Annotated in this window: 25 protein-coding genes, 2 pseudogenes and 1 riboswitch; of the genes and pseudogenes, 10 read left to right on the forward strand and 17 right to left on the reverse strand. The window is 52.0% G+C overall.

Features of this window, described 5'->3' with window-relative positions; translation table 11 throughout:
* Positions 1-188 precede the first annotated feature (188 nt).
* The 4 genes from CLV80_RS17840 to CLV80_RS17855 are packed head-to-tail and all read left to right on the forward strand — an operon-like array spanning position 189 to position 4,157.
* Positions 189-1,616 (forward strand): circularly permuted type 2 ATP-grasp protein, encoded by a 1,428-nt coding sequence (locus tag CLV80_RS17840; protein ID WP_106359301.1) that lies wholly within the window; start codon positions 189-191, stop codon positions 1,614-1,616.
* Between the two features lie 2 nt (positions 1,617-1,618).
* Positions 1,619-2,560, forward strand: coding sequence for an alpha-E domain-containing protein (locus tag CLV80_RS17845; protein ID WP_106359302.1), 942 nt, complete (start codon positions 1,619-1,621; stop codon positions 2,558-2,560).
* 12 nt (positions 2,561-2,572) lie between these two features.
* Positions 2,573-3,370, forward strand: a complete 798-nt coding sequence (locus CLV80_RS17850) for a transglutaminase family protein (protein ID WP_106359303.1) — start codon at positions 2,573-2,575, stop codon at positions 3,368-3,370.
* A gap of 52 nt (positions 3,371-3,422) precedes the next feature.
* Positions 3,423-4,157 (forward strand): proteasome-type protease, encoded by a 735-nt coding sequence (locus tag CLV80_RS17855; protein ID WP_106359304.1) that lies wholly within the window; start codon positions 3,423-3,425, stop codon positions 4,155-4,157.
* Positions 4,158-4,260: 103 nt separating this feature from the next.
* On the opposite strand, the pseudogene CLV80_RS17860 reads toward CLV80_RS17855, so the two are convergent.
* Positions 4,261-4,569: pseudogene (locus tag CLV80_RS17860) on the reverse strand (energy-dependent translational throttle protein EttA); the annotation flags it as partial.
* Positions 4,570-4,577: 8 nt separating this feature from the next.
* On the opposite strand from CLV80_RS17860, the gene CLV80_RS17865 reads away from it, so the two are divergent.
* Positions 4,578-5,342, forward strand: a complete 765-nt coding sequence (locus tag CLV80_RS17865; RefSeq protein WP_106359305.1) for a lyase family protein — start codon at positions 4,578-4,580, stop codon at positions 5,340-5,342.
* Here CLV80_RS17865 and CLV80_RS17870 read toward each other — a convergent pair.
* The 8 genes and pseudogenes from CLV80_RS17870 to CLV80_RS17900 all read right to left on the reverse strand — a co-directional run bounded on the left by CLV80_RS17870 (position 5,339) and on the right by CLV80_RS17900 (position 13,164).
* Positions 5,339-6,295 (reverse strand): LysR family transcriptional regulator, encoded by a 957-nt coding sequence (locus CLV80_RS17870; RefSeq protein ID WP_106359306.1) that lies wholly within the window; start codon positions 6,293-6,295, stop codon positions 5,339-5,341. The genes CLV80_RS17865 and CLV80_RS17870 overlap by 4 nt on opposite strands.
* A gap of 107 nt (positions 6,296-6,402) precedes the next feature.
* Complete coding sequence (locus CLV80_RS17875; RefSeq protein ID WP_106359307.1) at positions 6,403-7,173, reverse strand: hydroxypyruvate isomerase family protein; 771 nt, start codon at positions 7,171-7,173, stop codon at positions 6,403-6,405.
* Positions 7,170-7,820 (reverse strand): 3-oxo-tetronate 4-phosphate decarboxylase, encoded by a 651-nt coding sequence (gene otnC / locus CLV80_RS17880; RefSeq protein WP_106359308.1) that lies wholly within the window; start codon positions 7,818-7,820, stop codon positions 7,170-7,172. The genes CLV80_RS17875 and otnC overlap by 4 nt, the downstream gene beginning before the upstream one ends.
* On the reverse strand, positions 7,817-9,088 hold the full coding sequence (gene otnK / locus CLV80_RS17885) for a 3-oxo-tetronate kinase (RefSeq protein ID WP_106359309.1): 1,272 nt from the start codon (positions 9,086-9,088) through the stop codon (positions 7,817-7,819). The genes otnC and otnK overlap by 4 nt, the downstream gene beginning before the upstream one ends.
* A 30-nt stretch (positions 9,089-9,118) precedes the next feature.
* On the reverse strand, positions 9,119-10,024 hold the full coding sequence (ltnD, locus tag CLV80_RS17890) for an L-threonate dehydrogenase (RefSeq protein WP_106359310.1): 906 nt from the start codon (positions 10,022-10,024) through the stop codon (positions 9,119-9,121).
* A gap of 1 nt (position 10,025) precedes the next feature.
* The gene (locus CLV80_RS18835; RefSeq protein ID WP_243394623.1) at positions 10,026-11,303 is read right to left on the reverse strand and encodes a TRAP transporter large permease; all 1,278 of its coding nucleotides are present in this window, start codon (positions 11,301-11,303) and stop codon (positions 10,026-10,028) included.
* Between the two features lie 189 nt (positions 11,304-11,492).
* A pseudogene (locus CLV80_RS18840) lies at positions 11,493-12,044 on the reverse strand (TRAP transporter small permease subunit); the annotation flags it as partial.
* A gap of 85 nt (positions 12,045-12,129) precedes the next feature.
* The gene (locus tag CLV80_RS17900; protein ID WP_106359311.1) at positions 12,130-13,164 is read right to left on the reverse strand and encodes a TRAP transporter substrate-binding protein; all 1,035 of its coding nucleotides are present in this window, start codon (positions 13,162-13,164) and stop codon (positions 12,130-12,132) included.
* A gap of 238 nt (positions 13,165-13,402) precedes the next feature.
* Here CLV80_RS17900 and CLV80_RS17905 point away from each other — a divergent pair, with 238 nt between their 5' ends.
* Positions 13,403-14,413, forward strand: a complete 1,011-nt coding sequence (locus tag CLV80_RS17905) for a LacI family DNA-binding transcriptional regulator (RefSeq protein WP_106359312.1) — start codon at positions 13,403-13,405, stop codon at positions 14,411-14,413.
* Positions 14,414-14,469: 56 nt separating this feature from the next.
* Here CLV80_RS17905 and CLV80_RS17910 read toward each other — a convergent pair whose 3' ends face one another.
* Together CLV80_RS17910 and CLV80_RS17915 are read right to left on the reverse strand one after the other, a co-directional pair.
* Positions 14,470-15,519, reverse strand: coding sequence for an AI-2E family transporter (locus tag CLV80_RS17910; protein ID WP_106359313.1), 1,050 nt, complete (start codon positions 15,517-15,519; stop codon positions 14,470-14,472).
* 168 nt (positions 15,520-15,687) lie between these two features.
* Positions 15,688-16,899 (reverse strand): DUF2254 domain-containing protein, encoded by a 1,212-nt coding sequence (locus CLV80_RS17915; RefSeq protein ID WP_106359314.1) that lies wholly within the window; start codon positions 16,897-16,899, stop codon positions 15,688-15,690.
* A 224-nt stretch (positions 16,900-17,123) separates the two neighbouring features.
* Between CLV80_RS17915 and CLV80_RS17920 the strand changes: the two genes are divergently transcribed.
* The 3 genes from CLV80_RS17920 (at position 17,124) to CLV80_RS17930 (ending at position 19,350) form a co-directional block, all read left to right on the forward strand.
* A complete protein-coding gene (locus CLV80_RS17920) occupies positions 17,124-17,783 on the forward strand; it encodes a ZinT family metal-binding protein (RefSeq protein WP_106359315.1) in 660 nt (219 codons plus the stop codon).
* 83 nt (positions 17,784-17,866) lie between these two features.
* Positions 17,867-19,087 (forward strand): GTP-binding protein, encoded by a 1,221-nt coding sequence (locus tag CLV80_RS17925; RefSeq protein ID WP_106359316.1) that lies wholly within the window; start codon positions 17,867-17,869, stop codon positions 19,085-19,087.
* Positions 19,087-19,350, forward strand: a complete 264-nt coding sequence (locus CLV80_RS17930) for a DUF6525 family protein (protein ID WP_106359317.1) — start codon at positions 19,087-19,089, stop codon at positions 19,348-19,350. The genes CLV80_RS17925 and CLV80_RS17930 overlap by 1 nt, the downstream gene beginning before the upstream one ends.
* Here CLV80_RS17930 and CLV80_RS17935 read toward each other — a convergent pair.
* Positions 19,342-20,280, reverse strand: a complete 939-nt coding sequence (locus tag CLV80_RS17935) for an MYG1 family protein (RefSeq protein ID WP_106359318.1) — start codon at positions 20,278-20,280, stop codon at positions 19,342-19,344. The two genes, CLV80_RS17930 and CLV80_RS17935, sit on opposite strands and share 9 nt — an antisense overlap.
* Before the next feature lie 493 nt (positions 20,281-20,773).
* On the opposite strand from CLV80_RS17935, the gene CLV80_RS17940 reads away from it, so the two are divergent.
* Entirely contained in the window at positions 20,774-23,497 is a 2,724-nt protein-coding gene (locus CLV80_RS17940) for an aminotransferase class I/II-fold pyridoxal phosphate-dependent enzyme (RefSeq protein WP_106359319.1), read from the forward strand.
* Between the two features lie 192 nt (positions 23,498-23,689).
* Here CLV80_RS17940 and CLV80_RS17945 read toward each other — a convergent pair whose 3' ends face one another.
* The 5 genes from CLV80_RS17945 to CLV80_RS18720 form a co-directional block, all read right to left on the reverse strand.
* Positions 23,690-24,127 carry a 6,7-dimethyl-8-ribityllumazine synthase gene (locus tag CLV80_RS17945; RefSeq protein ID WP_106359320.1) on the reverse strand — a complete coding sequence of 146 codons (438 nt, stop codon included), beginning with the start codon at positions 24,125-24,127 and terminating at the stop codon, positions 23,690-23,692.
* A gap of 75 nt (positions 24,128-24,202) precedes the next feature.
* Positions 24,203-24,346, reverse strand: a riboswitch (FMN riboswitch).
* Positions 24,347-24,401: 55 nt separating this feature from the next.
* Positions 24,402-24,851: a hypothetical protein gene (locus tag CLV80_RS18710; protein WP_243394621.1), complete on the reverse strand. Its 450-nt coding sequence runs from the start codon at positions 24,849-24,851 to the stop codon at positions 24,402-24,404.
* A gap of 15 nt (positions 24,852-24,866) precedes the next feature.
* A complete protein-coding gene (locus CLV80_RS18715) occupies positions 24,867-25,223 on the reverse strand; it encodes a TIM barrel protein (RefSeq protein WP_311135543.1) in 357 nt (118 codons plus the stop codon).
* A gap of 112 nt (positions 25,224-25,335) precedes the next feature.
* Positions 25,336-26,193 carry a glycerol-3-phosphate dehydrogenase gene (locus tag CLV80_RS17955; RefSeq protein ID WP_243394622.1) on the reverse strand — a complete coding sequence of 286 codons (858 nt, stop codon included), beginning with the start codon at positions 26,191-26,193 and terminating at the stop codon, positions 25,336-25,338.
* Complete coding sequence (locus CLV80_RS18720; protein ID WP_311135544.1) at positions 26,141-26,536, reverse strand: FAD-dependent oxidoreductase; 396 nt, start codon at positions 26,534-26,536, stop codon at positions 26,141-26,143. Before CLV80_RS18720 ends, CLV80_RS17955 begins: the two co-directional genes overlap by 53 nt.
* Between the last annotated feature and the right edge of the window lie 82 nt (positions 26,537-26,618).

Here is a 26,618-nt window from a genome sequence, read left to right on the forward strand (position 1 = left end):
AACATGCCAGAAACGGAATGCTGTCGCCCGTCGACTTCGAAAACAGACAGCTAAATGTGAACCAAGAAGGTGTCTAGGAAACTAGGGGCTATTCATATAAAGCAGTCACTTAGCATCAAAGATGCCAGCCACCGACGCAATATCAGTAATCTTGTTGCAGGCCGACTAGAAACACGTACGCTAGGCTTATGGACAAACACCAAAAACACTTTGATGAAATGCTTTTGGCTGAGGATGGCGTCAGGCAGCCCTATCAAAAGTATCAAGAGTGGTTTTCAAACGAAGACCCTAATCGGCTCATAAAGAAATCGAAAGAGGCCGAAGCTTTTTTCAGGCGTACTGGTATTACCTTTAACGTCTATGGACAGGCTGCAGCGCAAGAGCGTCTGATACCATTTGATCTGATCCCACGGATCATTTCGAACCGAGAATGGTCGCGCCTTTCTAAGGGTATTGAGCAGCGTGTCAGAGCGATCAATGCATTTTTGCATGACATTTATAATCGCCAAGAAATCTTGCGGGCTGGCATCATCCCTGTCGATTTGATCGCGCGCAATGCGGCATTTCTCCCGCAAATGATGGGGTTCACACCGCCGGGTGGCGTGTACACCCACATTGTTGGCACCGATATTGTTCGGACTGGCGAAGACGACTTTTTCGTATTGGAAGATAATGCGCGAACCCCATCGGGCGTGTCTTACATGTTAGAAAACCGTGAAACGATGTTGCAGATGTTCCCAGAGCTGTTCACCCAAAACAGGGTTCAGCCGGTTAGTAATTATCCAAAGAACCTGCGTCGTTCGCTTGCCGCGTCGGCACCAGTGAATTGCGAAGATAAGCCGACAGTCGCGATCTTGACCCCTGGCATTCACAATTCAGCTTATTTCGAACATTCATTTTTGGCCGACCAAATGGGTGTCGAACTGGTTGAAGGTCACGATCTACGCGTTGTTGACGGCCATATCGCGATGCGTACCACGCGCGGCTATAAGGTCATTGATGTTCTTTATCGACGTGTCGATGACGAATATCTTGATCCGCTGAACTTCAACCCGGAATCGATGTTGGGCGTGCCGGGAATAATGGACGTCTATCGTGCGGGTAACATCACCATCGCAAATGCTCCGGGAACGGGGATTGCTGATGACAAGGCTATCTATTCCTACATGCCGGACATTGTAGCCTTCTATACTGGCGAACAGGCCATCCTGAAGAACGTTCAAACTTGGCGCTGTTCTGAGCCGGATTCTCTCAAGTATGTGCTTGATAATCTGTCAGATCTGGTTGTCAAAGAGGTCCACGGTTCGGGCGGCTACGGCATGCTCGTCGGGCCGGCGGCAAGCAAGCGCGAGATTGCATCGTTTGCAGCTAAGCTGCGCAAGAACCCCGATAACTACATCGCGCAACCTACCTTGTCATTGTCGACCGTCCCGATCTTCGCAAAGAAGGGACTCGCGCCTCGACATGTTGACCTGCGTCCTTTCGTTCTTGTGTCGCCTAACAGCATCGATATCACACCCGGTGGTTTGACGCGGGTCGCCCTGAAAGAGGGGTCATTGGTGGTTAACTCAAGCCAAGGTGGCGGGACAAAAGACACTTGGGTTTTGGAGGACTAGGCATGCTTGGAAAAACAGCTGGCGGCCTTTATTGGATGCTCCGGTTTCTTGAGCGCTGTGAGAACACAGCACGTCTTATTGAAGCTGGATTTCGTATTGCGTTGACCCGATCAAATGACGCCGAAAACGAATGGAAATCAGTGGTTACCACGGCGGGCGTTCAACCCGGTTATGAAGCCAAATACGATGGGTACGTCGCGACCAACGTTGTTGACTATTTGCTGCGTGACCCCAGCAACCCGTCGAGCGTGATTTCGACCGCAGAAAAAGCACGGACAAACGCGCGTATGGTCCGTACCGCGTTAACGACCGAAGTCTGGGAAGCGGTCAACGAGAACTGGATGTCGTTGAAGGCGATTATGGCACGACCCGTCGCTGAAACAGATTTGCCCGCCGTTCTTGCGGAAATCCGCAAACACAGCGCATTAGTGCGCGGTGCGCTGCACGGTACGATGCTAAGAAACGACATCTATGATTTTGCCCAGATTGGGACAGCGTTAGAACGGGCGGACAACACAGCGCGTATTATCGATGTGAAATACTACACGCTATTGCCATCCGCGAGCTTTGTGGGCTCACCACTTGATAATGTCCAATGGGAAACGATCTTGCGGTCAGTTTCGGCGCATCGATCTTTTCGCTGGCTTAACCAAGGTGACATGACTTCCTCCAATATCGCGGATTTCTTAATTCTGGATGCTCGCTTTCCCAGATCGCTAACCTTCTCAAGTCGGATCGTTGAAGAAAACCTTGAGTTTCTTGCCAAAGACTATGGGTTTCGCATGCCTTGCCACGACTTGATTGATGCTCAACGTAATAAACTGCGGAACCATGATATTTCGTCAATCTTTGAGGAAGGGCTACACAATTTCATTACCGATTTCATCCGGGACAATAATGCGATCGGGGCTCAAATCGAACAAGACTATAGGTTCAATGAATAGTCAGGTGGTGGCATGAAACTGAAGATTACACACAGCACACAGTACGAATATGATGAACCTGTCAAATACGCGCTTCAGCAGGTTCGACTAACGCCTGCTTCAGATCCAAACCAGACAGTCCTCAACTGGAAAATTGATATCGAGGGCGGCTCTAAAGAGCTCGCATTCTGTGATCAATACGGAAACGAGACGCTCTTGGTCCAAGCTAAACCAGGGACCAGCCAAGTAGTAATCAATGTCTCGGGCGAGATTGAGACCCATTCATCTGACGGCATCTACGGCAAACGATATGGGGTTGCACCATTATGGCATTTCGTAACCCCTACCCCCCGAACAATGGCTGGCCCGGGTATACACAAGCTATCGAAGATTGTGGATGCTGATGGGGATACGCTTAGTAGCTTGCACACCCTTTCTCGGGCGATTTTGGAGGCAGTGCCCTACAATATGAACCCAACTTCGGCTGGCACAACAGCAGAAGAGGCACTGAACGCAAAAGGCGGCGTTTGTCAGGATCACGCGCAGATATTCATATCTGCCGCCCGACATGCGGGCATCCCAGCCCGCTATATCAGCGGCTACCTTTTGATGGATGACCGTGTTGATCAAGACGCAAGCCACGCATGGGCCGAAGCCCATGTGCCTGATCTGGGCTGGGTCGGTTTCGATGTCTCAAACGGCATTTCACCCGACGAAAGATATGTTCGCATCGCTGTTGGTTGTGATTCACTCGATGCTGCCCCAACGTCGGGGATGCGTTTAGGTCAAGCGGCTGAATCCATGATTGTGTCGCTTCAAATTCAGCAATAAATATACTCCATTGCGGTTAACATCTGTCACCGCGGAAATTTGGAACTGAGAAATGACCTACTGTGTTGGCCTAAAACTAAACGATGGCCTTGTGTTTATGTCGGACACCCGCACGAATGCGGGTCTTGATAACTTCTCAGTAACCAAGAAGATGTTCACTTGGAGTGTTCCGGGAGAACGGGCCATTACGATCATGACCGCCGGCAACTTGGCAACGACACAGGCGCTGGTCAGCGTTCTAGAAGAGCGATCAAAAGCACCTTCTGATCGGAACCCAACGATCCTAGAACAGCCAACTATGTTTCAAGTCGCACGGCTTGTTGGCTCAACGTTGAAAGAGGTCATCGCCGAAAGCGGAGGCGACGGTCAAGACGCAAGCTCTGCCTTCCGGGCATCTGTCATCTTGGGCGGTCAGATCAAAGGCGGCGCACCGACACTCTTCCTGATATACCCAGAAGGCAACTTCATCGAAGTCACCGATGACGCGCCATTCTTTCAAATCGGTGAAACGAAGTATGGCAAACCAATCCTAGTGCGGGCCTATGACCCCGACATGAGCTTTGACGACGCCATCCGACTGCTACTCGTGTCATTCGATTCCACGATCAAAGCAAATTTGTCGGTCGGGCTGCCAATCGATTTTCACACTTACAAGCTCGACAGTTTTGAAGCCTCCGAGCAATCCCGTATTGAAGTTGACGACCCATACTTTCTATCCATCTCCGAAGGCTGGGGCGAGGCACTGCGTGCTGCATTGGGACATCTTCCCCGTTTTCGTTCAAAGTAGCCTTTTTAGAAGTCGCTAGCGGTGCAGTCGGCGTGATCACAGCTATAATTTGGGAAGATGTGCGCAGCATATTAGCGATAAGTATAGCACTTCAAATTTGGGTACCCGCGCCGTTTGGCCCGATGACGCCGACAATGCCGCCTGGTGGCAGGTCAAATGACAGCCCCTCGACGAGCAGTTTGTCACCCATCGCCTTTTTAAGGTCTTCGACCTCGATCACTTTGTTCCCGAGGCGTGGCCCGTTGGGGATAATGATCTGGGCGCGGCCCATTTTTTCTTTTTCAGACTGGTTTGCCATTTCGTTATAAGCGCTGATCCGGGCCTTGGATTTGGCTTGGCGGGCTTTGGCGCCCTGACGCATCCAGTCCAATTCGCGCTGAAGTGTGCGTTGCTTGGATTTGTCGTCTTTGGCTTGGTGCGATGCACGCCTTTGGGGCGCAAGGACGTGCGTTAAACCGTAGGCTTGCCGCCGATCTCGGCTTGCGCGAACTTCTTGTACCTGGCCGGACAGTCAATGATCTGTTTGCCGAATATGTCGTGCAGCTTGCCATGCTTGCGATGACCGTCGAACGCATCATGACCGAGGTCTATACATTGATGACTGACGAGATTGGCGAAGTGACCGAACAGCTGGACAAAGGCACCGTGGGCTCGTCAACGATGCCGCAAAAGGTGAACCCGAAATATGTGGTTCGTACCATTTCACTCGCTGCCGAATTACGTGGCCTTGCCAGTCCCGCGTTGGAAACAGGGCGTAGCAGCCACGAAGGCGATTCAGTGGCGAACCATCTGCTGTCTTCCGTACTAGACCGCGCTGTTCCGCTTGCGTGGCGGATGAGCCAGAGCTTTGCGGAAACGCTAACGCGTCTTAACCCGAACCCGGCGCGGATGGCCGAAAACCTATCGCGTAGCAAAGGTGCAATTAACGCAGAAAACCTGATGATGGCGCTTGCACCAATGACGGGTCGGGCTGCGGCGCATGATATCGTGCATCACGTCCTAGAGGCTGGCTGTGTAAGTGACTTGGCAACGGCAGATGACATCACCTTGCATTTGTCAGCCGATGAAATTTCAGCAGCCCTTAGTCCGGCATTATACACAGGTGACAGCGAACTTATTGCACTGGAAGCCGCCGATGTCGCGCGTGCACTTGCCATGCGGCTGAATCCCGCCGCGGACGCCTAGATGAGTTCAAGTAGATCGCGCGCCTGGGGTTCTGCTGAACACAATTCTTCAATGTGGTCGGAAACAGCATCAAGAAAGCGTTCGGCAAATGGCGCGCGTGGGCCGGGCGGGTGCAGACTCGCGTAGGTTATCCAATGTTCGCCTTCAATCGGGCGTAACACCAACCCGCTTTCCAGCGATGGTGGTGCGCAAACGCGGTCGATCAAGGTAATACCCAAACCTGCACGAACCATTTCGACGGTCACGACAGTTGATCCAGTTTCAAATGCTACGCTAAACGGATGCCCGGCGCGGCCCATCAATTCCTCTAACCGATCGCGCCAGCGCTGACCGGGCGCCAGCGTTACAAATGCCTGATCTGCAAGGTCCTTGGCCGAGACCACGTTTTGCTGCGCAAGCGAGTGGGTGTCGGGCAACAATACACATAGACGCGACCGCAAAAATTGAACGATCTGCAGGTCAATGATCGCGTTTTCGACAGGAAGCGAAATCAGCCCAAGGTTATAGCCGCGCACCGACACTTTACTTTCAATATCAAAGCGGTTTTCGACATTGACGGTGCATTGTAGCTGCGGAAGATCGTCGGACAATCGCGCCAAAGCAGGCACCACAAGGCCATTCGCCATCGGCGCAGCAGTGACAATAGATAACCAGTCTTGGGCGCGTCCGCGAATGTCAGACGCCACCCTCGGAATTTCGTCTATTCCAATCAATGTGTTGGCAACTTGGCGGAAAAATAGCTGTCCTTCTTCGGTCAGTTCCAGCCGGCGGCGTTTGCGCGAAAATAGCGTCAGACCAACGTCGCTTTCCAATTGTGAAAGTAATCGGCTAGCAGCCGAAACAGATATATTGAGCCGGTCCGAAGCCTCGGATAAAGCGCCTGTTAATACGATGTGTCGAAAAAGCTGAAGGGCACGAAGGTTCATCAAAATCGCAGTATATTCAAGTTTCATTCAACGATAGCGCAGGCGCGTATTCGGTGCTGCCCCATGTATTCAACATGGCAGATACCAACCTAAGTGGCAAAGGTTGGGTGATGGATAGACGCTTTTAAACCGGCCTAAATCGGCTCACGCAACGACGTGATCCAATCAAGGCTATCCGCGATGGCCCCAATGGGTTTGTATTCTGCTCCAAGTGGGACCGTATAGCGCAGGTCATGAATGGTTTTAAAAATGTGGCGATAGTTAATCTCTCCTTGGTCAGGCGGCCCGCGATCAGGGACAGAGGCAAATTGGATGTGACCAATATGCGGAAGCAACGCTTTGATACGGTGAGTCAGATCACCTTCCATCAATTGCACATGATAGCAGTCAAACATGAGCTTAAGGTTTTGCACGTCCACATCGTTGATGATCCCAAGCGCCTGATCGGTGGTCTTGAGGAAATAGCCCCGCGCATCATAATGATTTAGCGGTTCGATCAAGATATTGATGTTATGTGGGGCTGCCCTTTCGCAAGCGTATCTTAGCGCGTCAATGAACGCGCTGCGCGCAGAATCCCCCACAGCGTTGCCTGCCATGACGTGAATATTGGCGGCGTCAATTGCCCCGGCATATGCGACTGCTTCGTCGATTGCAGCGCTCGCTTCTTCTTCGCGACCCGGAACTGCGGATAGCCCGTTATCACCCGCAGCAGTATTGCCACGCCGGGTATTCAGGCCAAGCATCTTTAAACCGGTTTCAGCCAACGCTTCAACCACAAGCGGCGGCGCAACATCGTAGGGCCAATGGCATTCAACAGCATCGAAACCCGCGGCCTTTGCTGCCCTGATCGCATCGGGTAGCGGCAGATCATTCCACAAGAAACCCAGATTTGCGGAAAACTTCATGCTTCCCACTCTACGTTGAATTTCGTGATCAACCCTTGGACATCATCCGGAGAAAGCCCGCGCGGCGACATATCCCAAGTCATCATGGCCAGTTTAGCCGTATCTTCCAGCTCTTCGATTGCATTGCAGGCTGCCTCGACATCCTTGCCTGCGACCACCGGGCCGTGATTAGCAAGCATTACAGCAGAACGTTTGCCTGCCAAGCCACGCACGGCGTCTCCCATTGCAGGGTCGCCGGGCATAAAGAACGGAAGCAGCTTCACCTTGCCCAGTTTCATGATGCCATATGGGGTAAGCGGCGGCAAAAAATTGTCGGGATCAACGCCAGGCAACATCGACAACGCGACCGAATGACAAGAATGCAAATGAACAACCGCATTGGCAGTCGACCGCGTATCATAGAACGCGGCATGCAGTGGCATTTCTTTGGTCGGTGGGTCACCTCCGATCAAATTCCCATTGGGATCAAACCGGCTAAGCCGTGCAGGATCAAGGCGACCGAAACTTGTGCCAGTGGGGCTTACAAGTATCCCACCGTCCTCTGTACGGGCCGAGATGTTTCCTGTGCTGCCACCCGTTAACCCCCTGTCGAACATCGACTTTGCAAGCAAACAGATTGTCTCACGTAGGTGCGTTTCTGATGTCATTGCATGTCCAGCTTTTCCTGAGCGTCCGAAAAGAATGTCTCTGCGCCAAAGTTACCAGATTTTAGGGTCAGGGCGACCTGATTTCCGTTTGACTGACAGAACGTCCAAGGGACGCCAGGTGCTATCTCTTCCCCGATATCTAGTTGGGTGACGCCAAGCGCATTTGTCACCGCGCCTGATGTTTCCCCACCTGCGACGATGATACGTCGCGCTCCGGCATCGCGGGCTGCGACGGCACATGCGGCGAGCGTATTTTCGATTAACGCACCGGCACTCGCGGCACCTAAAGCTCTTTGAGCATCTTTAACGCGGCTTGGGTCTGCTGTTGCGTAAATAAGCGGTGCATTAGAAAGGTCTTGGGCAGCTAACCATGCTAACACATCACCGTGACCGGACTCTGCAATTTCAATTGGGTCCAGCTGATAGGTTGGCGCACCATGTGCAATATAGGAAGCAACCTGCTTGTTCGTCATGGCAGAGCAACTCCCAGATAGTACGACAGTTCCGCGCCCCACATCAGGTGTCTTTCGTTTAGGAGCATCCCCCGTGAGCGTTCCATCAGCGAGGTACAGCGCTGGCAGTGGCATCGCGACCGCAGACCCACCAGTCATCAAAGGCATATCGCGACAGGCAGATGCGATAACGGCCAAATCTTCGTTGGCAACTGCATCGGCAACAACATGGGCCACACCTTCGCGCCTCAATTCCTCCAATCTAGTGCGCAGCGCGCCTGCCCCTTGCGCAACGGTCAATCTGTTAGCCAATCCAACAGGACGCGTCACCTGAGGCGCCAATAGCCGCACCAAATTGCTGTCGCGCATCGGAGTGAGCGGATGATCTTTCATCGGGCTTTCAGCTAGTGGCTGTTCTCCAACAAAGAGATTTCCCATAAAGATGGAGCGCCCATTTTCAGGGAATGCCGGACAGTAAATGGTTTGATCGACACCTAGGTCATCCATCAGCGCCTCGGCGACTGGGCCAATATTGCCTTCAGCTGTGCTGTCGAACGTTGAACAATACTTCCAGAAAAATCGCGTCGCACCAGCACGCTGCAACCATTCAAGCGCCGCACGGGTTTCTGCAAGGGCTTCGGCGACAGGGGCCGTGCGTGATTTAAGGGCGATCACTTCGATCGGGCTGGTTTCAGACGGCGGTTCGCTGGGCACACCGATCCGCAACGAAACCTTTACTCCGCTTCGTGCTAATAGCCCGGCCAAATCTGTCGCGCCGGTAAAGTCATCGGCGATACAGCCTAAAACGGTCGTCATGTCGTATTCCTTTATGGCTATCTAAGCCTATCAATCCTGACCGGGTAAGGTTAGCCCGGCATTTCGCGCATATACTTTGGCCACGGCAGCATCGTCTTCGGCACCGAGCCCCATTGCGGCGGCGGCGGCGAACTGCTCAAGCGCTGCGGTAGTGATTGGCGCGGTGAACTGTGCATCCTTGGCGATGTCCAAAACGATACCGAGATCCTTTGGCCAAATATTCACCGAGCTATGCGGCGTATAATCCCCCGCTGCGATATGCGGCGCTCGGTTCTCGAGCATCCAACTGGTCCCAGCGCATTTACTGATAACGTCGATGAACTTGTCAGGTGTGACACCTTGGGTCATGCCAAAGGTCATCGCTTCGGCCATTACCGCAATGTGAACGCCTGCAAGTAGCTGATTGACCGCTTTCATTGCGCTGCCCGCGCCAGCTTCGTCGCCCAGATGAAACACTGTCTCTGATATGCTATCAAGGACAGGCTGCAGTTTAGCAAAGGCTGTAGGCGTGCCCGAAGCCATGATAGACAGCTTTCCTTGCGCGGCTTTGGCGGAGCCACCTGAAATAGGAGCATCCAAATAGTGAACGCCCGCCGCTTCACAGCGCGCTGCCATTTCTTTGGCAAAGGCTGGCGGCACTGTTGCACAAGAAAGTACGGCTGCGCCCTCGTGCAACCCCGCCACCACACCGTTTTCTCCAAACAATACGCTTTCCGTTTGGGCGGCATTTAGAACTGTCACAATGACCACATCTATTGTGTTCAAGGCATCACTTAGAGGGGTTGTTTGACCACCTTCACTGATAAACCGGTTAGTCTGATCGGTGTTGATATCTGCCCCCCAAACAGTGTGACCACCGCGTAAAGCCGACGTCGCTATTCCGTAGCCCATTGACCCAAGCCCTATGGCCGCCACTTTTAGGTTTGTCGTCTTCATATCAATCTCCCTTCACCCATTCAGGCAACCAAAGCGCAATTTCGGGGAAGAATAGCACCAATGTCAGCGCAAATAACTGGATGGCGATAAACGGCAGCAAAGCCCGGAAAATCTCGGATAGGCTGATGTCTTGGGGCGCAACAGATTTTAGGTAAAACGCTGCAGGACCAAAAGGCGGTGACAGATAGCTAACCTGCATGTTCATCGCGAATAGAATGCCAAACCAAACTGGGTCCATACCTAGTTTCACGATGATCGGAACAAAGATTGGCATCGTCAAAAGCGCAATTCCGATCCAATCCATGAACAGGCCAAGCACGATCAAGATACCCATCATAATGAGTACAATCACCATTGGGGATGCGCCGCTGTTTAAGATCGTACTTTCGATAAACCGGTTGCCTCCCATCAGGTTGTAGACCCCAACAAGGGCCGCCGCACCGAGGCCGATCCAGATGATCATGCCGCAAGTCTCAAGCGTTTGTTTAAGGCTGGTCGTGATAAGCTCCCAAGATACTTCACCACGGATCCATGCCGAGACAAACACGCCAAGCACGCCCATGGCTGCGGCCTCAGTGACAGAGGCAACGCCGCCGTAAATGGACCCAAGAACGGTGAACGCCACACCAACCGGTAAAATCACGCCCTTCATCTTGCTCAGCTTTTCCGCCAGCGGCATGTCCAGTTCCTCTTGTGGAACAGACGGCCCCATCGAAGGGTCCAGCGTACAGCGTGTGTAGATATAGATAATGTAGAACGTCGCGAGCATCAGCCCCGGCGTCACTGTCGCAAGGAACAAATCACCGATCGAAACGCTGGCTGTTAGACCATAGACGATCAGGACAATCGATGGCGGGATCATCGTCCCAAGCGACCCGCCCGCGCAGACTGTCCCGATAGCAAGCGCACGGTTGTATCCAAGCCGCAGCATTTGCGGCAGCGCGATGAGGCCGAGTAGAACAATCTCTCCGCCAATAATCCCAGAGATAGAGGCAAGGAAAACCGCCGCGACCAAGGTCTGAATAGCAACGCCACCCTTGAGCCGCCCAGCCACTAACCGCATCGCGTCGTAAAGATCGCGAGCCATCCCCGACCGATCAAGCAATGATGCCATCAATACAAACATCGGGATTGCAACCAGCACGTATTCGTTAACGAATGAATAGATGCGGCTTGAAACAAGCGGCACGCCCATCGTCCCGAACCACGCCATCGTAAACAAGATCGCAATGAGGCCGGTCACAAACGCCAACGGAATCCCCGTCAGAATAAGAACCATGATGCTGCCAACCAGCAACAAAGAACCCGTCTGAATGCCAAGTGCACGCCCTTCGGAGAACAAAAAGTATCCGCCAATCGCGAGCACCGTGAAAATGATCGCGATCCCAATGATAGCGAACTTACTCGCTGGCTCACCAGCGGCATGGCGGTGCCCCGTGCCTTTGAACGCGACCCAGATATGGCCAAGCGACTGAACGGATAGAACCACCGCCGTGATGAACAGGCCCATTTTGACCAACGCAGGCGTGATCGGGTTCCAAGCAGAGCCAGAGCGTTCAAGCCTGAAGTCGCCCTGCGGCGTCCACCATGACTTTTCGACCATCGTGTAGGCCGCATAGGCAATGGCGACCGCAAAAAACAAAGACAGTAACGCGTTCACAAAATCGAGCAGGCGGCGTGTACCGCCACTGGTACCAAAATAGATCAATCCAATGCGGATATGCTTGTCAGCCGCCAAACACTGCATGCCGCCATAAAGATAGCAAACGGCAACCAAGGCGATGACCGTTTCATGCACCCATATCGTCGGCGCATTAAAGAAATACCGCATGACGATTTCGTAAAGCGACACCACCGTCGCAATTGCAAAAAGGAAACTAAATACGCCACCAAAAGAAATGATTCTACGATCCAATGACGTTTGGGCACCTGCACTGCCCTCATCATGTGCATGTTTCAGTGCCTCTAGCTGGGCCTCTATTTCGACTTCCGTCATTGCTGCTAGATTGTCTTGTGACATGTCGCCTCCCCAAACGCCTTCACGTGATCTCTGATAAGAAGGGGCCAATCTTGGCCCCTTCTAAGTATGTACTTGCTGTGCTGTGTTATTCGGCTAGCAAACCAGTTGAGATCAAATAGGCGCTGACGCTCTCATACGCTTTGCCAGCCATTTCCGAACGACCAGCCCAGTTGGCCCACTGCGTCTGGGCAATTCCTCGGAACTTGGCGCGCTCTTCGTCGGACCAGTTGATGATCGTAATGTCTGGATCAGCCGTTGCCTCGGCCACCGCAATCGCGTTTTCAGCTTCAAGCCGAGCAACCATGTCTTGTGCAAAATCCCTGACCGACACTTCTAAGATCATTTTAAGGTCATCCGACAAAGTGTCGTAGATGTCTTTGTTCACCGACACATCGATTACAGGCATCGAATGGAAACCCGGATATAGTGGATAGTTAGCAAACTCATGCATGCCTTGCGCGTGGTTCGTTGAAAACACGGTGTAGTCGGCAGCGTCGATCACACCTTTTTCCAACGACGTATACACTTCTGATCCAGGCAAGTTCACAGGTGACGCGCCTGCGGCAGCGAACACTTCTTGAACCATTCCTTCAGGTGCGCGCATCTTAATACCCGCTAGGTCGTCCACACCGTTGATCGGCTTAGTCGACAAGAAGGCCTCTACGCCAGTCGCAGAAGCGCCCAAAAATTGCAGCCCATATGGATTAACGAGCTCGTTAAACAGCTCATTCCCGCCGCCGTAGTTCATGTAGTTGAACATTTGCTGCGGCGCAGACCATGCCCCGACTAGGTTACCAAGCATCGCAAACGCCGGGTCTTTGCCCGAGAAATAAGATGGGTCGGTGATGTGGCCTTGCAGAATGCCCGCACCAACGGCGTCCAGCGTTTCATTGTGTGCAACGACTGTGCCGACCGGAACTACGGTGATTTCAATACGGCCACCGGACATAATCCCGACCCGTTCAGCCCATTCTTCCTGAATTGGAAAAAAGTTATCGCCAGCCTGCGCTGAGGATTGGAATGTCCATTGATGATCTTGCGCAAAAGCAGCGGTACCAACCAAAGCAGTTGCAGCAACCACTCCGCCAATCACTGCGGATCTAATATTAGATAGTTTCATAATTCCTCCCTTCGGCGTGCAGTTACCTGACCACCGTTAATGCATCGTGACCTAGACCATCGGCCTCTTGCCACACTCCCCACCGGCAGGTATCGATACCGGTATCGATACCAGTGACATGTGTTTATGCGACCTGTCAACAGCGCTGCGATTTGCTTTTAGCGGTTCAAGACACTACTGGGATCGCTGAAATGGACATAGTTGGCATCTTATTGCCCGCGTAATTGATGCTGAAGTTATGACAAAACGGAAAACTCTTATCGATGTTGCGACCGCCGCTGGCGTTAGCAAAATGACGGCATCTAGGGCGCTGCGCGGTGACCGTGACGTATCAGCGGCCAGCAAAGAACGGGTCATCAAAGCAGCAAAAGAAATCGGATATTTTGGCAACAACCTAGCCGCATCGTTGTCCAGCGAACGCTCTGATATTATTGGGGTCGTCGTACCCAGCCTAACGAACATCGTATTTCCTCAGGCTATGTCTGGCGTCAGCGACGCGCTGGTGGGAACGGGTCTTCAACCGGCCTTTGGCGTTACAGACTACGACCTGGATCGCGAATACGAAGTTGTCGGACGCATGCTGTCATGGCGGCCCGCTGGGATGATTGTAACCGGCGTCGATCAATCTGCCCCAACGCGCCAACTGCTATCCGAAGCCGGAATTCCGATCGTCCAAATTATGGATTCTGATGGTGATGCTATTGATTCAATCGTAGGCTTTTCACATCGCGCAGCAGGCACCGAGATGGCGCAAGCTTTGCTTAAAAAAGGACGACAGCGGTTTGGATACATTGGCTGCAATTTACAAAGTGATCTACGGGCAGGCAGACGCCGCCAAGGGTTTGAAGACGCGCTGCGCCAAAGTGGACTAAACTTCGAAGCTTCATTAACCCGCGAATGCCTGTCGTCGGTCGGCGATGGACGTGCGTTAACTCAACAAATACTGACCGAAAACCCCGATCTGGATTGTATTTATTATTCCAACGACGACGTGGCATTCGGGGGGCTTTGTTACTGCCTACATTCTGGCATGGGCGTCCCTGACCGTGTCGCGCTGTCAGGTTTTAACGGCCTTGGTATTCTGCAAGGGTTTCCCGGCCTAATAGCAACGTCAACGACATTGCGGCGGGATATCGGACATGCAGCAGCAGACATCATCGTTGGGTCGCTCAAAGCTGCCAAACGCGCCAGCCAGACCATCATCATGCAACCGCAAACGCTGCTAGGTGCATTAGACGAAACCCCATAAAATAGGATGCTTTCGTCAGCCTTGAACATGATCGCGTTGCAACAATCAAAAGAAATTCATCTTTTGCGCGCCCCCAGGAAATCGCCGAATACCTTTAATGGTTCAACATTGTCACAAATGACTTTGGTGACGACCAAAAAGGGAACAGCCATCAGCGCGCCCGGCACGTTCCACAACCAGCTCCAAACAATGACCGCAAGAAACACCGACACTGTGTTCAGTTCAAGCCGTTTACCAAGAACCGATGGGGTGATGATCTGCCCCTCGAGTGACGTTAAAAACAAATAAACGAGCGGTACGACCATACCAGACGCCAAGGTATCAAATGCTATGATACTATAGGCACCGATCGCCAAAACCCCGATCATCGCCCCAACGAAGGGTATAAAATTCAACGCAAATGCCAATACGCCCCACAACACCGCGTCCGGCAATCCTAGCCAGTACAGCGCCCCGGCAATACACACCCCCAACCCGGCATTGATCAATGTGATTGTTAGTAAGTAGTGCGAAAGCCGGCGCTCTACATCACGCACAGTTTTCACTGCAAGTTTTTTATCTGCAAAATTAGGGAGCGCATTAACCAACTTTACATAGAATAAATCACCAGACGCGAGAATGAATAACGCCAGTATCATCCCGACGAAACCCAGCGATAGGAAGCTTGCAACACTGCCTGCTGCAAAGGCAAGCAAACTGGGTTGCTGTATCGCGACCGTTGGAGCAACGGCATCACCGTTGGCTAGGTTCTCGACTTCGTCAGTCGCATCCTGCATCGCGGCCAAAGAATCCGATAGGAAACCCAATTTTCGCTTCAATTCCGCACCAACCTCGGGGGCACTATCAAGAATTTCAGAAGCAGGCCCAGATAGCGCGTAAACACCAACGCCACACAAGACCGTCGCGCCAAAGATGAGCAAACACGCTGATACAGGTTGCGGCACCCCTACCCTCGCGCCCCCTCTAACAATTGGGCTGAGCGTCAAGGCGACCAAGACACCGACGACAATCGGCAACAGCATGTCACGTGCAAAATAGACCGCTCCGAATACCAGAATAAGAAATATGCCGATCAGCAGGTTCTTGATCGTATGTGTGTCGTCCATCGCATATCTCACTTTATCAAAAATTCTTTAGGCAAGAACCCACATGCGTCAGGGCTGTCAGTTTAACGCGCTTTGCTCTGAAAAGTTCCTTCGCAATACCGTTACTTTCACAAAGCATACGGGTATCGGGGAATGCCCTACTGATCGAAGCACGAAAACTTGCCGCAACTAATACGATCTAGTTTTAGATATAAGTTCCCGAACTATCGGCTTATTTTCATCGGATGAATTTCGACATAGCTGTTCGAGCAGACGTTCCAATTCAGCCCGCGCCAGTACATCGCCACACACGTAAGGCACGCAGTTTCCCAGACTCTGCTCTAACAAACGGTGGAACGAAATACGCGCCGCAATTACTGCATCTTCATCTATTATGCGCAGATCGCCGTTGTGTTTAGCGACAACTGACACGCCCGCCTCTAACCATTGCATACAGCTAATCGCTGTGAAGGGGTCATTGATGCCCGGCGACATCGCCCGGCCTACAATTTCCACCAGTTGTTCAACAACGAATAGCACGTTCTGATCTTCTGTCTTACTATGTCCTAGTGCGACGCATTGCCGTAAATCCGAACGATCCTCGTCCGATAATTCCCCAATTCCCCATATCCGTAGCATCGGAACTTCGGAATGTACGAACGCACCAGGTTCAGCGAGGACCTGAACGGTCCAGCCTCGATCCGCAGACAATTCTGCAAGCCGGACCGCAGCAATTGCGTGCACATATCCTGCGGTATGCATTGATATATCGACGTATTGCTGATCGTCTTCTGTCGCAGCCTCGGCTATGGGACGCGCGCTGGCCATACCTTGTAAATCTGCGATTAAACGCTTCCCAAGCGCAGCAATGATGTTCGAAACGCTAATCGTTTCTGGGACGTGGTGGACATGATAGATCACCGTAAATACGGATACGAGCGCAAGTGACAGTGCAATAAATATCGACACTTGCGGCACAAACATGTCGACATCTATCCCTTGCGGGCTTTGGACCGCACGTAAAATCAACAGCGAATACGTAAAGGTCGAAATGAGAATTCCAAGGCTCCACTGGTTACCACGGTCACGCATGAAGTTACCAATTAACCTTGGGCCATACTGCCCTGACGCAAAAGTAACAGCGACCATTGTGATAGAAAACATGACCCCTGCAACGCCGATAACAGATTGCGAAATCACCGAAAGCACTGCTCTTGCGCCGTCGACGCTTACGCTTGTCGCCAAGAAGTTTAGCTTAAATAGAGCAATATCTGGATTGCGGTCCACCACAATCGAAGCTTGAGCAACTATCATCGCACAAACAACCAAAACCGCTGGGATGAACCAGTAGCTTGCTCTTACATCATCGATAATTTTTGTGACTCGTGCACTTACGCTCATAATGGTGGCTTACGTTAAAAAACGAACCACCGCATTACCTTTCATGAACATGAAGTAAGATCGGCAAGACATGTGATCGACCGCCAATCAGGCCAATTTCATTCGAGAGATCAGTGGCAACCAAACGATTTCACAATACACCTATTTACACTCAGGCGGATTGATTGTTACGTTATAACATAACCGATTCAAAAGTAACCACCAGACAAAGAGAGAGACCACCGATGCCATTCACATTCGTAAAGTATTTCAGTGCAATAAGCCTTGGCGCATTGATCACACTTGGCGTACCGGCCACAGCAGAAACGACACACGACACCGCACATAACCACGGCCACGCGCATGATTCCGATGATATCTATAAGGGATATTTCGCGGACGATCAGATTGCTTCACGTCAATTGTCTGATTGGGTGGGCGACTGGCAATCCGTCTATCCTTTGCTGCAAGACGGCACCCTGGACAGCGTGATGCAACACAAGGCAGAAAACGGTGAAAAGACCGCATCCGAATACAAAGCCTACTACGATATTGGATACGCCACTGACGTGAACCGTATCCTAATCGAAGACGGCACTGTCACCTTCTTTCGTGGCGGCAACCCCATCCAAGCTAACTATGCTGAAGACGGTTACGAAGTGCTAACCTATGATGCGGGTAATCGCGGTGTGCGCTTTATCTTTGAAAAAGTCGGCGGTGACGCAGATGCACCGGGTTTCATCCAGTTCAGCGACCACAAAATCGCGCCCGGTATTGCAGATCACTATCACCTTTACTGGGGCAATGACCGCGCGGAGCTCCTTGAAGAGCTGACCAACTGGCCAACATATTTCCCGATCGACTTAACCGGCGCAGAAATCGCGGCCGAAATGCAGGCGCATTAACACCAGGTCGTATGACACGCTGGGAATTCGCCCAGCGTGGTCATTCTTAGGCATTCATCAATAAAACAAGGTGCACATCTGGCATGAATATCACAGACAACCGGCTTCCTGTCACAGTCCTGTCTGGCTTTCTTGGCGCAGGCAAAACGACGCTTCTTAACGCAGTGCTTAACAATCGCGCAGGCCGCCGCGTTGCGGTCATCGTCAATGACATGTCCGAAGTGAACATTGACGCCGATCTCATCCGCGGTGGCGGTGCTGACCTAAGCCATACAGAAGAAAAGCTAGTTGAAATGACCAACGGGTGTATCTGCTGCACCCTGCGCGACGACCTATTGCAAGAGGTGCGTCGTCTCTCGGACGAGGGGAGATTTGACTATCTTCTTATTGAATCCACTGGCGTATCAGAACCGTTACCGGTGGCGGCGACATTTGAATTTCGCGATGAATACGGCGCAAGCCTATCCGACGTGGCACGGTTAGACACAATGGTCACAGTTGTGGACGCTGAGAACCTTCTCAAAGACTACGGTAGCCGCGACTTCCTTAGGGACCGCGGGCAAGAGCTTGGCGATGCAGACGACCGGACGCTGGTTGACCTTCTTGTCGATCAAATCGAATTTGCAGATGTCGTTATTCTAAACAAGGTCAGCGACGCAGGATCGCAAAAGCGCGACGCAGCCCGTAAAATCGTCACCGCATTAAATCCGGATGCGCAAATCATCGAAACTGATTTTGGACGAGTCGCGCAGGATCGCATCTTTGACACCGGCTTGTTCAACTTCGAGACGGCGCACGAACACCCCCTTTGGGCAAAGGAGCTTTACGGTTTTGCGGATCACATTCCAGAAACTGAAGAATATGGCGTATCTTCTTTCGTTTATCGTGCGCGGCGGCCCTTTCACCCACAAAAAGTGCATGACGTACTAAGCGGGTCGCTTCCCGGGGTGCTTCGCGCAAAGGGGCATTTTTGGGTAGCCTCTCGGCCAGATTGGCTCGCCGAATTTTCGCTCGCGGGTGCGATTGGCACCATGCGCCCGATGGGCAAATGGTGGGCTAGCGTGCCTAATGATCAGCGCCCCAATCACCCGGACGCCACAGCATACCTAAGGCGGCACTGGGAAGAACCATTTGGTGATCGCAGGCAAGAGTTGGTCTTTATCGGGGCAGGTATGGATAAGGTAGCGATTTCATCGGCACTAGATGGAGCGCTGATGGACAAATCAGAAACCCAAATCAAACAAGAATGGTCAAACTTGGATGATCCTTTTCCAGCCTGGCGGCACGCATCAGAGGCCGTGTGATGGGACACCTGAACCGTCAAGATAACATGCGTAGCGCGCTCAAACGCCGCGCCCGAAAAGGTGACCCGATGGCAGCTTACGATCAGCTTCCATCAGCGTTGCGTTCTTGGTTGATGCACGCAACGCTACCTTGGTCGGCCAGTTCTGCGCATCGCATTTGGCGTAACTCACTTCGCGCGTCAGGTGGTGATCTTGACGCAGCACGGCAAAGGCTCACGCAAATCGAACAAGCAACGTTAAAGCGCGACCGGTTTTCAACTTAAACCGGTCGGCTCCGTTTCAACGAGGCTCACCGCAATTTCAGCCATCTGTAGGATCGCATCCCGAGTGTCAGCAACCGCGATAAAGCGTGCGTTATGACAGAATTTTGCACCTTTGACGCCGCTTGCTTCTTCCAATGCCGCGTCAGTTAGGCCTGCCCATGCAGCAGGCAAATCTGCGCGCTGTTCAAAGGTGTCGTTTGACAACTTAATGCCGCCCAGCATCCAGTCATCGCCACGAGGATTGACCACAAACAAAATATGATCTGCTTCTGCTAGATCAAGCGCCGAACGATACGGCATACCCATTGGTAGTTCGAGTATTGGTGACGAACCGGCCTTGGCAATTGCATCCAGAACAATGCTTTGCGCACGAGCCTTTGCAGCAAGGTTTTTGATCTGGGCCTCAACAAAGCTACGCGCAATTGGCAAGGCTTCAAAGAACGCGTCATCATCGGCCGTTGGCGATGTATCGTCGAATACCGGTTTCAGGCTTCCCAATAGTGCGGGCAGCGTCAGGATCGACAGTGGCCCCGCCACGGACGGCTCCATTGCGCCGTTATCCAATAAATCAATCGGCAACACAAATTTAGTATCAAACTTGAGGTGGATCGCTTCGATATCTTCGGCAGGCACGTCCATCGCAGCTAAGTAAGCCCGCCCATAATGCGACCAGATCAGTCCAAACGAACTGAATGGCTGATCATCTTCACGCAATGGGCCTGGTCGCTGATGGTGGTCAAATATCTGAGCCTCGGCATCATAGCTGCCCCCTACATCATAAATGATCTTATCTGCCGCCGGCGTAATCAATCCACGGTCACGCGTGCGGAGCAGCTTTGCATTGGGAAACAGCCGCGTCAGCACAACCGACGACAACAGTTCGTCCGCATGGAAGCCGCCAGAATGAGTAACAAGTTGGGTGATGGTCATAAGCAAGCTCCAAAGCGATCGGTCAACGATAAGGTGACCAATCTGGCCTCCTTTAACAGGATGTTAAAGGACGTTTCTCAAAGGGATGCCGTTAGATCAAGATTTAAATTCCGAGCCATCAAAAGGACCGATGCTTATTGTGAAAACACACCGCCCCAGCGCGGATGGTTGCCCAGTTTTCGATAACAGGTTTAAGTTCTTAGCATTAGGTCATATGAAGGGCTGAATGTTGAGTTTTTTTACTTATACAACTGCCACACTTCCGTTTTTGTTCATAAAATGGAAGTCGAAAGCACAGATATGCGCGCCAACAGCCCTGGTTCGCCTATGTAGTCGCAGCAATTCGAACTTAACAACAAACCCTTATTCGTTGGGCCATATTCTTGTACCGCAGATAAGCCTAAATAGGGCAAAACATCAGACGGTAAGCTAACCTGAACCTTTACGGTTCACGGGTTGTCGTTACGCCCGGTAATAAACGGGAGAACGGCAAATGGAATCTGCCAGAGACTACTACTCACCAACCCAACTTCGCACCGATCAATGGAGCGCGCTGCGCGAGGTGACAGGATCGCTTGGGCGCAGTGCCCCAAACGAAATATTGGCGGATGACCTCGCAAAGGCAGAGCAACTTTTCGAAGAATTAGCGCTGATCGAACCATATTGGGCATTTCCCGGAATGGTTGCGTTTGATCAAATGCGCCGTCAGTTAGAGCATAGCAGCTTTGAAGATCTGGCATTTACGGTGCACCGCGTGACTCGTGCGCTTGCCACCGGTGCCTATCGCCGCCGGAGCATCCCGCTAGAGCGTGATAGCGTCGATCAAGAAGAACACGATGACGAGGCGCTGTTAACGACCGAAGCACGCGCGCTGGCCAAACCTTACTTTGAGGTCTTGGTCGTCGATAGCGTGAGCGAACAACAAGAACGCTGGCTCAAAGACAACGTCGCGCACATGCTGCGCCCCGAAGATCCGTTCGTCTACGAAGCCGTTGTTGTGCCCAGCCTCGAAGACGCGCTTATCGCCGTGATGTTCAATCATAACATTCAGGCGATCATTATACGCCCAGGTTTGTTGCTGAAATCCGAGTTAAACAACGAAGTTCTGCGCAGCTATCTTAACCGCGCTGGTACCCCAGAAGAAATCGATGCAATTCCCCCCGAAAACTTAGGCCCAGAATTGTGCCGCATGCTCGCGCGGGTCCGTCCAGAACTCGATGTTTATTTGGTTACCCATCGGTCAATAGAAGACATAGCCAATCTTGACCTTGGGATTTGCCGCCGGGTCTTTTACAACCAAGAAGACTTTTTAGAACTGCACCTGAACGTCATTCGCGGCGTTGAGGCGCGCAACAACACACCCTTTTTCACGGCACTTGTAGATTACTCTAAACAGCCAACCGGTGTGTTCCATGCAATGCCCATCAGTCGCGGGAAATCAATTACCCGCAGCCATTGGATACAAGACATGGGGGCCTTTTACGGGCCAAACATCTTTCTGGCTGAAACCTCAGCCACATCCGGTGGGTTGGACAGCCTACTTGCTCCGCACGGCCCAATCAAAGAAGCACAAGAGCTAGCGAGCCGTGCGTTTGGGTCCAAGAAAACGTTTTTTGCGACAAATGGCACATCGACCTGTAACAAGATTGTCGTGCAGGCGCTTGTTCGGCCGGGTGACGTCGTGCTGGTTGATCGCGACTGCCATAAATCCCATCACTATGGTATGGTGCTTGCCGGGGCCGAGGTGGTTTACCTCGATAGCTATCCTTTGAACGAATATTCGATGTATGGCGCGGTCCCGCTGCGCAGCATCAAACAACAGTTATTAGCGTTGAAAGCAGCAGGTAAACTGGACCGCGTCCGTATGCTTCTGCTGACGAACTGCACCTTTGACGGGATCGTCTATAATGTCGAACGAGTGATGGAAGAATGCCTTGCCATCAAACCCGATCTGATTTTCCTTTGGGATGAAGCATGGTTTGCATTCGCACGCTTTAGCCCAACCTATCGTCAGCGTACGGCCATGCGCACAGCAAATAACCTGCGCGAAAGGTTCGACAGTGACGCGCACCGTCTCGCCTATGATGCGCAGCAAGAGGAATTAAAAGACGCAAGCGTAGATCGCGTACTTGATACCAGATTGCTTGCCTCGCCTGACGCGCGGGTACGCGTCTATGCAACCCAATCAACGCATAAAACGCTAACATCGTTGCGCCAAGGGTCGATGATCCACGTCCACGATCAGGATTTCAAAGGCGAGGTCGAACAGTCGTTCCACGAAGCCTATATGACACACACGTCGACATCACCGAACTATCAAATTATTGCGTCACTGGATGTGGGGCGCAGACAGGTTGAACTCGAGGGGTTCGAATTTGTTCAGCGACAGCTAGAAGCGGCAATGACAATGCGACGAGCGATTAGCTCAAACCCATTGCTGCAAAAATACTTCAAAGTCCTATCCACAGCCGACATGATCCCCGACGCCCACCGTCAAAGCGGCGTAACCAGCTATTTCGACAGTGACGTCGGATGGACCGATATGTGGGAAAGCTGGGAAAATGATGAATTCGTTCTTGATGCAACCCGCGTGACATTATCCGTTGGCGGCACTGGGTGGGATGGCGACACTTTCAAGACGGATATTTTGATGGATCGCTACGGCATCCAAATCAATAAAACATCGCGAAATACTGTCCTGTTTATGACCAACATCGGCACCACACGATCTTCGGTCGCCTATATGATCGAAGTCTTAGTCGAGATCGCAAAAGAACTGGATAACCTTCTGGACGACGCATCAAAGATGGAGCGGTTGTCCTTTGAACGGCGGGTTGAAAACCTGATGGAAAAATATCCACCGCTTCCTGACTTCAGCCGTTTTCACGATGCGTTCCGTCCCGACGACATAACCCCAGAGGGCGACATCCGCACGGCCTATTACCTCAGCTATGACGACACGAACTGCGATTACTTCGAACTGGATGGCACCTTGCAAGATATGCTTGATGCAGGACGAGAAGTCGTCTCAGCCAGCTTTATCATCCCCTACCCACCCGGCTTTCCAATCCTTGTTCCTGGCCAAGTCATCAGTGCCGAAATCCTTGCGTTCATGCGCGCTCTAGACGTGAGCGAGATCCACGGCTACCGCGCAGATTTGGGCCTTAGGGTATTTACAGAAGACGCCTTGGAAAACTTGACAGCCCAAAACCCCTAAGGCTAACAACCCATTAAAATGACAACGAAAATTATGGCGTCGCATTAGCGGCGCCCTTTGTTATTCCGACGCATATGCCACCGCGACCATAAGGAATACACCAATCGGATAACCAAGCGGCACGGATCGCAAGACTTCGGTCGAAATCAATCGAAGAACTATTTTTGCGATCCGCGTTATGCCACTCTTTTGTTACAGTGACGCCTTTACAACCATACCAACTGCATCAGCTGCTTCGGAGCCTTTTTGAACAAAGTGTTCACCAAAGAATGTCATATGTTCCTGGGTTGGCTGAAAATTGTGCGGCGTCAATGACACGGAAAACGTTGGAACACCGGTGTCCATCTGCGCGCGCATGAGGCCGTCCACCACAGCCTGAGCAACAAAATCATGCCGGTAAATACCGCCATCGACCACCAATGCGGCACATACAATCGCATCGTACTCACCCGTTTCACCCAGTTTCTTAGCCAACAGAGGCATTTCAAATGCACCGGGTACATCAAATAATTTAATTTCCACAGCCTGGCCCACGGCATCCATACGCGCCGAGAATCCAGCCAGCGATTGATCAACAATCTCAGCGTGCCAACGTGCCTTGATATAGGCAATTTTAAGTGTTTCGGTCATCGTGCGACTCCTCGGGCCATATACGTTCATCCCAAGACGCAGCCGCACAGCGCAAGAGGCATAGCGCCTTGCTCTGTACGTTCTCTTCCATCCGGACTTTCACCGTCGGCTCTGGAATTACACCAGATCTGCTGACCTCAAATTCCCCGAAGAAGGAAAAATGAGCGCTCGCGGGCTTTCACCGCCGGTAGGGAATTGCACCCCGCCCTGAGAACTCTTTTGGTTTGCCTCGCATAGGCAGCAAACGCAAGCCCACAACGTATTCTTCGCTGCGTCAGACATTCAAATCTTCGACACCGGTGTCGATATGTGGCGCCCAAAACCCAATACTTTCCGCTATTTGCGATATCACCTCACGGTCATCAGGCTCACGCTCTTTGAAACTCAATTCAAGGCATATCTCGTTGTTAACTGCCCCACCCTGTGCAAATGCAGCCAACAGCTGTTTTGGCTGCACTTTCCCCTTTGCATTAAACACTTCAGCAAAGGGACGGTGCCCACCTTTATCGCGCAGACTTTGTTTGATATGAATAATAGGGCTTACCTTTGGCACGGCCATTGCCCAAGCATATGGGTCGTAATCATTGGAGTTGCGACTGGTCACATCCCCATGATCAATGTCAGTCATCATCCACATTGGCACAGCCATATTGGCTGCAGTCAACCGATCCTGAAGCGCGAAACAACTTTCGATCGTCGCACCAAATTCACGACCGATGCTCATTGGCTCCCAGTACACTTAGGATAGACCTGCCGCCTTGGCGTGGTCCGCAACCTCGGCCCAGCATTCGATCGCAATTTGCATCAGATATTCACACCACTTTGGGTCATCAAAATCCTTATAAGTAAAAATTGCAAACTGGGTACCAACCGACGTGCCACCTAAGTCGGCCGTAATATCGGCAAAGGTTTTAAACCAATCTACGTAGTGGCGTCTCACATCCCGATCAGGATGTCCAAAATGATTCAATCGCCCGTATGGCCCTGTCATTCCGCTGGTGACGCGCACCCCCGTCCGACGCAGCGCACGCCCCATTTCCCGCGACAACCTGCTAACAACAGGCGCTGGCCAGCTTGGACTTATAACTTCATGCATCAGTTGCAGGTCACGGATGTGAAGTTGCTGCGCGACTGTATTAATAAGATCATCGGCCTAAGCAAAGCGGTTCACAAGCGGGTTCGTGTTTAACGACAACGTCAAAGCCATATCACGCGGCCTTTGACAGTGACGCGTCAAACCACTGGGCAAACGCGGCCTGTTCGTCCGCGGTCAAATCCAGACGATGTTTCGTCCGCCGCCACAATACATCTTCGGCAGTTTGCGCCCACTCGTGTTTAACAAGGTATCTGACCTCCGCCTCGTATAAATCACCGCCAAAGTGTTGATCCAAATCATCGCGTGAAGCAGCCCCATCAACAACCATATGAATGCGCGCGCCGTAAAGCCGGCCATAATGGCGACGCAAGCTTCGGGGCATCCAAGGATAGTCCGTTTTCAGTTTCTCGGAAAATGCCTCATAGTCAGCGTTTTCAATACCGCCGCCGGGCAGCGCGACTGATTCAGTCCAATCTTTCCCCATCTGTGGGGAAAAATCAGCGACCTTGTGCATCCCCCGCTCCGCCAATTCGCGGAACGTCGTAATCTTACCGCCAAAGATGTTTAGCAACGGAGCGCCATCGACCTCGTCCAAATCAAACACGTAGTCTCGTTTCACCGCGGACGGGTTTCCCTGACCATCGTCTAACAATGGACGCACGCCGGAAAAACTTTCTAGCACATCTTCGCGACGCAGCTTTTCTTTGAAATAGCGGTTCACAACCGCAATCAGATATTCGATTTCACTTTCATCAGGGGTCACGTCTTCGGCACGACCATCGTAGGAAATGTCAGTGGTCCCAATCAGCGCTTTATTCCCCTCGTAAGGATTAATGAATATCACGCGTTTGTCATGGTTTTGAACAAGATAGGCATTAGGTCCTTCCCAAAACTTTGGCACGATAATATGCGACCCTTTAACAAGGCCAACGTTCCGGCTTGAATTCGCGCCAGCAATCTGAATATTCAAAACCGCGCTTATATTTATCCAAAATGGCCGCGCCTTCGGGATCACGCCGCAAATTCAGCATCCGCATCCCCGGCAGTTTTTTACGCCCACCTAAATGATCGTACAAAAACAGCCCCAACCGCACGAGCCACGCCGGCCGGTCATCAGGCGAATGCGGTAACACAAATCGCATGAGCCAAATGATATGTGGCGCCGCATTCATTGAAACTTCGCGCTCCACCAATGCTTCGCGCACCAGCCGGAATTCATAGTATTCCAAGTATCGCAGACCGCCGTGAACAAGTTTGCCAGAGCGCGAAGATGTACCCTCGGCTAGGTCGCCCTTTTCCCTGTCTGACGTCAGCGCTTATGGGTTCAAATAGTGCAATTTGCTAAGAGAGTGTTTGTTGCTCATCGTAGCCACCGAGGAGTGGAAGATGAGAAAG

Origin of the sequence: Yoonia maritima (assembly GCF_003003285.1) — a bacterium.
GTDB classification, from domain to species: domain Bacteria; phylum Pseudomonadota; class Alphaproteobacteria; order Rhodobacterales; family Rhodobacteraceae; genus Yoonia; species Yoonia maritima.

Bases quoted from the DNA above. Each gene is read 5' to 3' on its own strand.
- CLV80_RS17840 (WP_106359301.1), top strand. From the start codon at position 189: ATGGACAAACACCAAAAACACTTTGATGAAATGCTTTTGGCTGAGGAT.
- CLV80_RS17845 (WP_106359302.1), top strand. From the start codon at position 1,619: ATGCTTGGAAAAACAGCTGGCGGCCTTTATTGGATGCTCCGGTTTCTT.
- CLV80_RS17850 (WP_106359303.1), top strand. From the start codon at position 2,573: ATGAAACTGAAGATTACACACAGCACACAGTACGAATATGATGAACCT.
- CLV80_RS17855 (WP_106359304.1), top strand. From the start codon at position 3,423: ATGACCTACTGTGTTGGCCTAAAACTAAACGATGGCCTTGTGTTTATG.
- CLV80_RS17865 (WP_106359305.1), top strand. From the start codon at position 4,578: ATGCACGCCTTTGGGGCGCAAGGACGTGCGTTAAACCGTAGGCTTGCC.
- CLV80_RS17870 (WP_106359306.1), bottom strand. From the start codon at position 6,295: ATGAAACTTGAATATACTGCGATTTTGATGAACCTTCGTGCCCTTCAG.
- CLV80_RS17875 (WP_106359307.1), bottom strand. From the start codon at position 7,173: ATGAAGTTTTCCGCAAATCTGGGTTTCTTGTGGAATGATCTGCCGCTA.
- otnC (WP_106359308.1), bottom strand. From the start codon at position 7,820: ATGACATCAGAAACGCACCTACGTGAGACAATCTGTTTGCTTGCAAAG.
- otnK (WP_106359309.1), bottom strand. From the start codon at position 9,088: ATGACGACCGTTTTAGGCTGTATCGCCGATGACTTTACCGGCGCGACA.
- ltnD (WP_106359310.1), bottom strand. From the start codon at position 10,024: ATGAAGACGACAAACCTAAAAGTGGCGGCCATAGGGCTTGGGTCAATG.
- CLV80_RS18835 (WP_243394623.1), bottom strand. From the start codon at position 11,303: ATGGTTCTTATTCTGACGGGGATTCCGTTGGCGTTTGTGACCGGCCTC.
- CLV80_RS17900 (WP_106359311.1), bottom strand. From the start codon at position 13,164: ATGAAACTATCTAATATTAGATCCGCAGTGATTGGCGGAGTGGTTGCT.
- CLV80_RS17905 (WP_106359312.1), top strand. From the start codon at position 13,403: ATGACAAAACGGAAAACTCTTATCGATGTTGCGACCGCCGCTGGCGTT.
- CLV80_RS17910 (WP_106359313.1), bottom strand. From the start codon at position 15,519: ATGGACGACACACATACGATCAAGAACCTGCTGATCGGCATATTTCTT.
- CLV80_RS17915 (WP_106359314.1), bottom strand. From the start codon at position 16,899: ATGAGCGTAAGTGCACGAGTCACAAAAATTATCGATGATGTAAGAGCA.
- CLV80_RS17920 (WP_106359315.1), top strand. From the start codon at position 17,124: ATGCCATTCACATTCGTAAAGTATTTCAGTGCAATAAGCCTTGGCGCA.
- CLV80_RS17925 (WP_106359316.1), top strand. From the start codon at position 17,867: ATGAATATCACAGACAACCGGCTTCCTGTCACAGTCCTGTCTGGCTTT.
- CLV80_RS17930 (WP_106359317.1), top strand. From the start codon at position 19,087: ATGGGACACCTGAACCGTCAAGATAACATGCGTAGCGCGCTCAAACGC.
- CLV80_RS17935 (WP_106359318.1), bottom strand. From the start codon at position 20,280: ATGACCATCACCCAACTTGTTACTCATTCTGGCGGCTTCCATGCGGAC.
- CLV80_RS17940 (WP_106359319.1), top strand. From the start codon at position 20,774: ATGGAATCTGCCAGAGACTACTACTCACCAACCCAACTTCGCACCGAT.
- CLV80_RS17945 (WP_106359320.1), bottom strand. From the start codon at position 24,127: ATGACCGAAACACTTAAAATTGCCTATATCAAGGCACGTTGGCACGCT.
- CLV80_RS18710 (WP_243394621.1), bottom strand. From the start codon at position 24,851: ATGAGCATCGGTCGTGAATTTGGTGCGACGATCGAAAGTTGTTTCGCG.
- CLV80_RS18715 (WP_311135543.1), bottom strand. From the start codon at position 25,223: ATGCATGAAGTTATAAGTCCAAGCTGGCCAGCGCCTGTTGTTAGCAGG.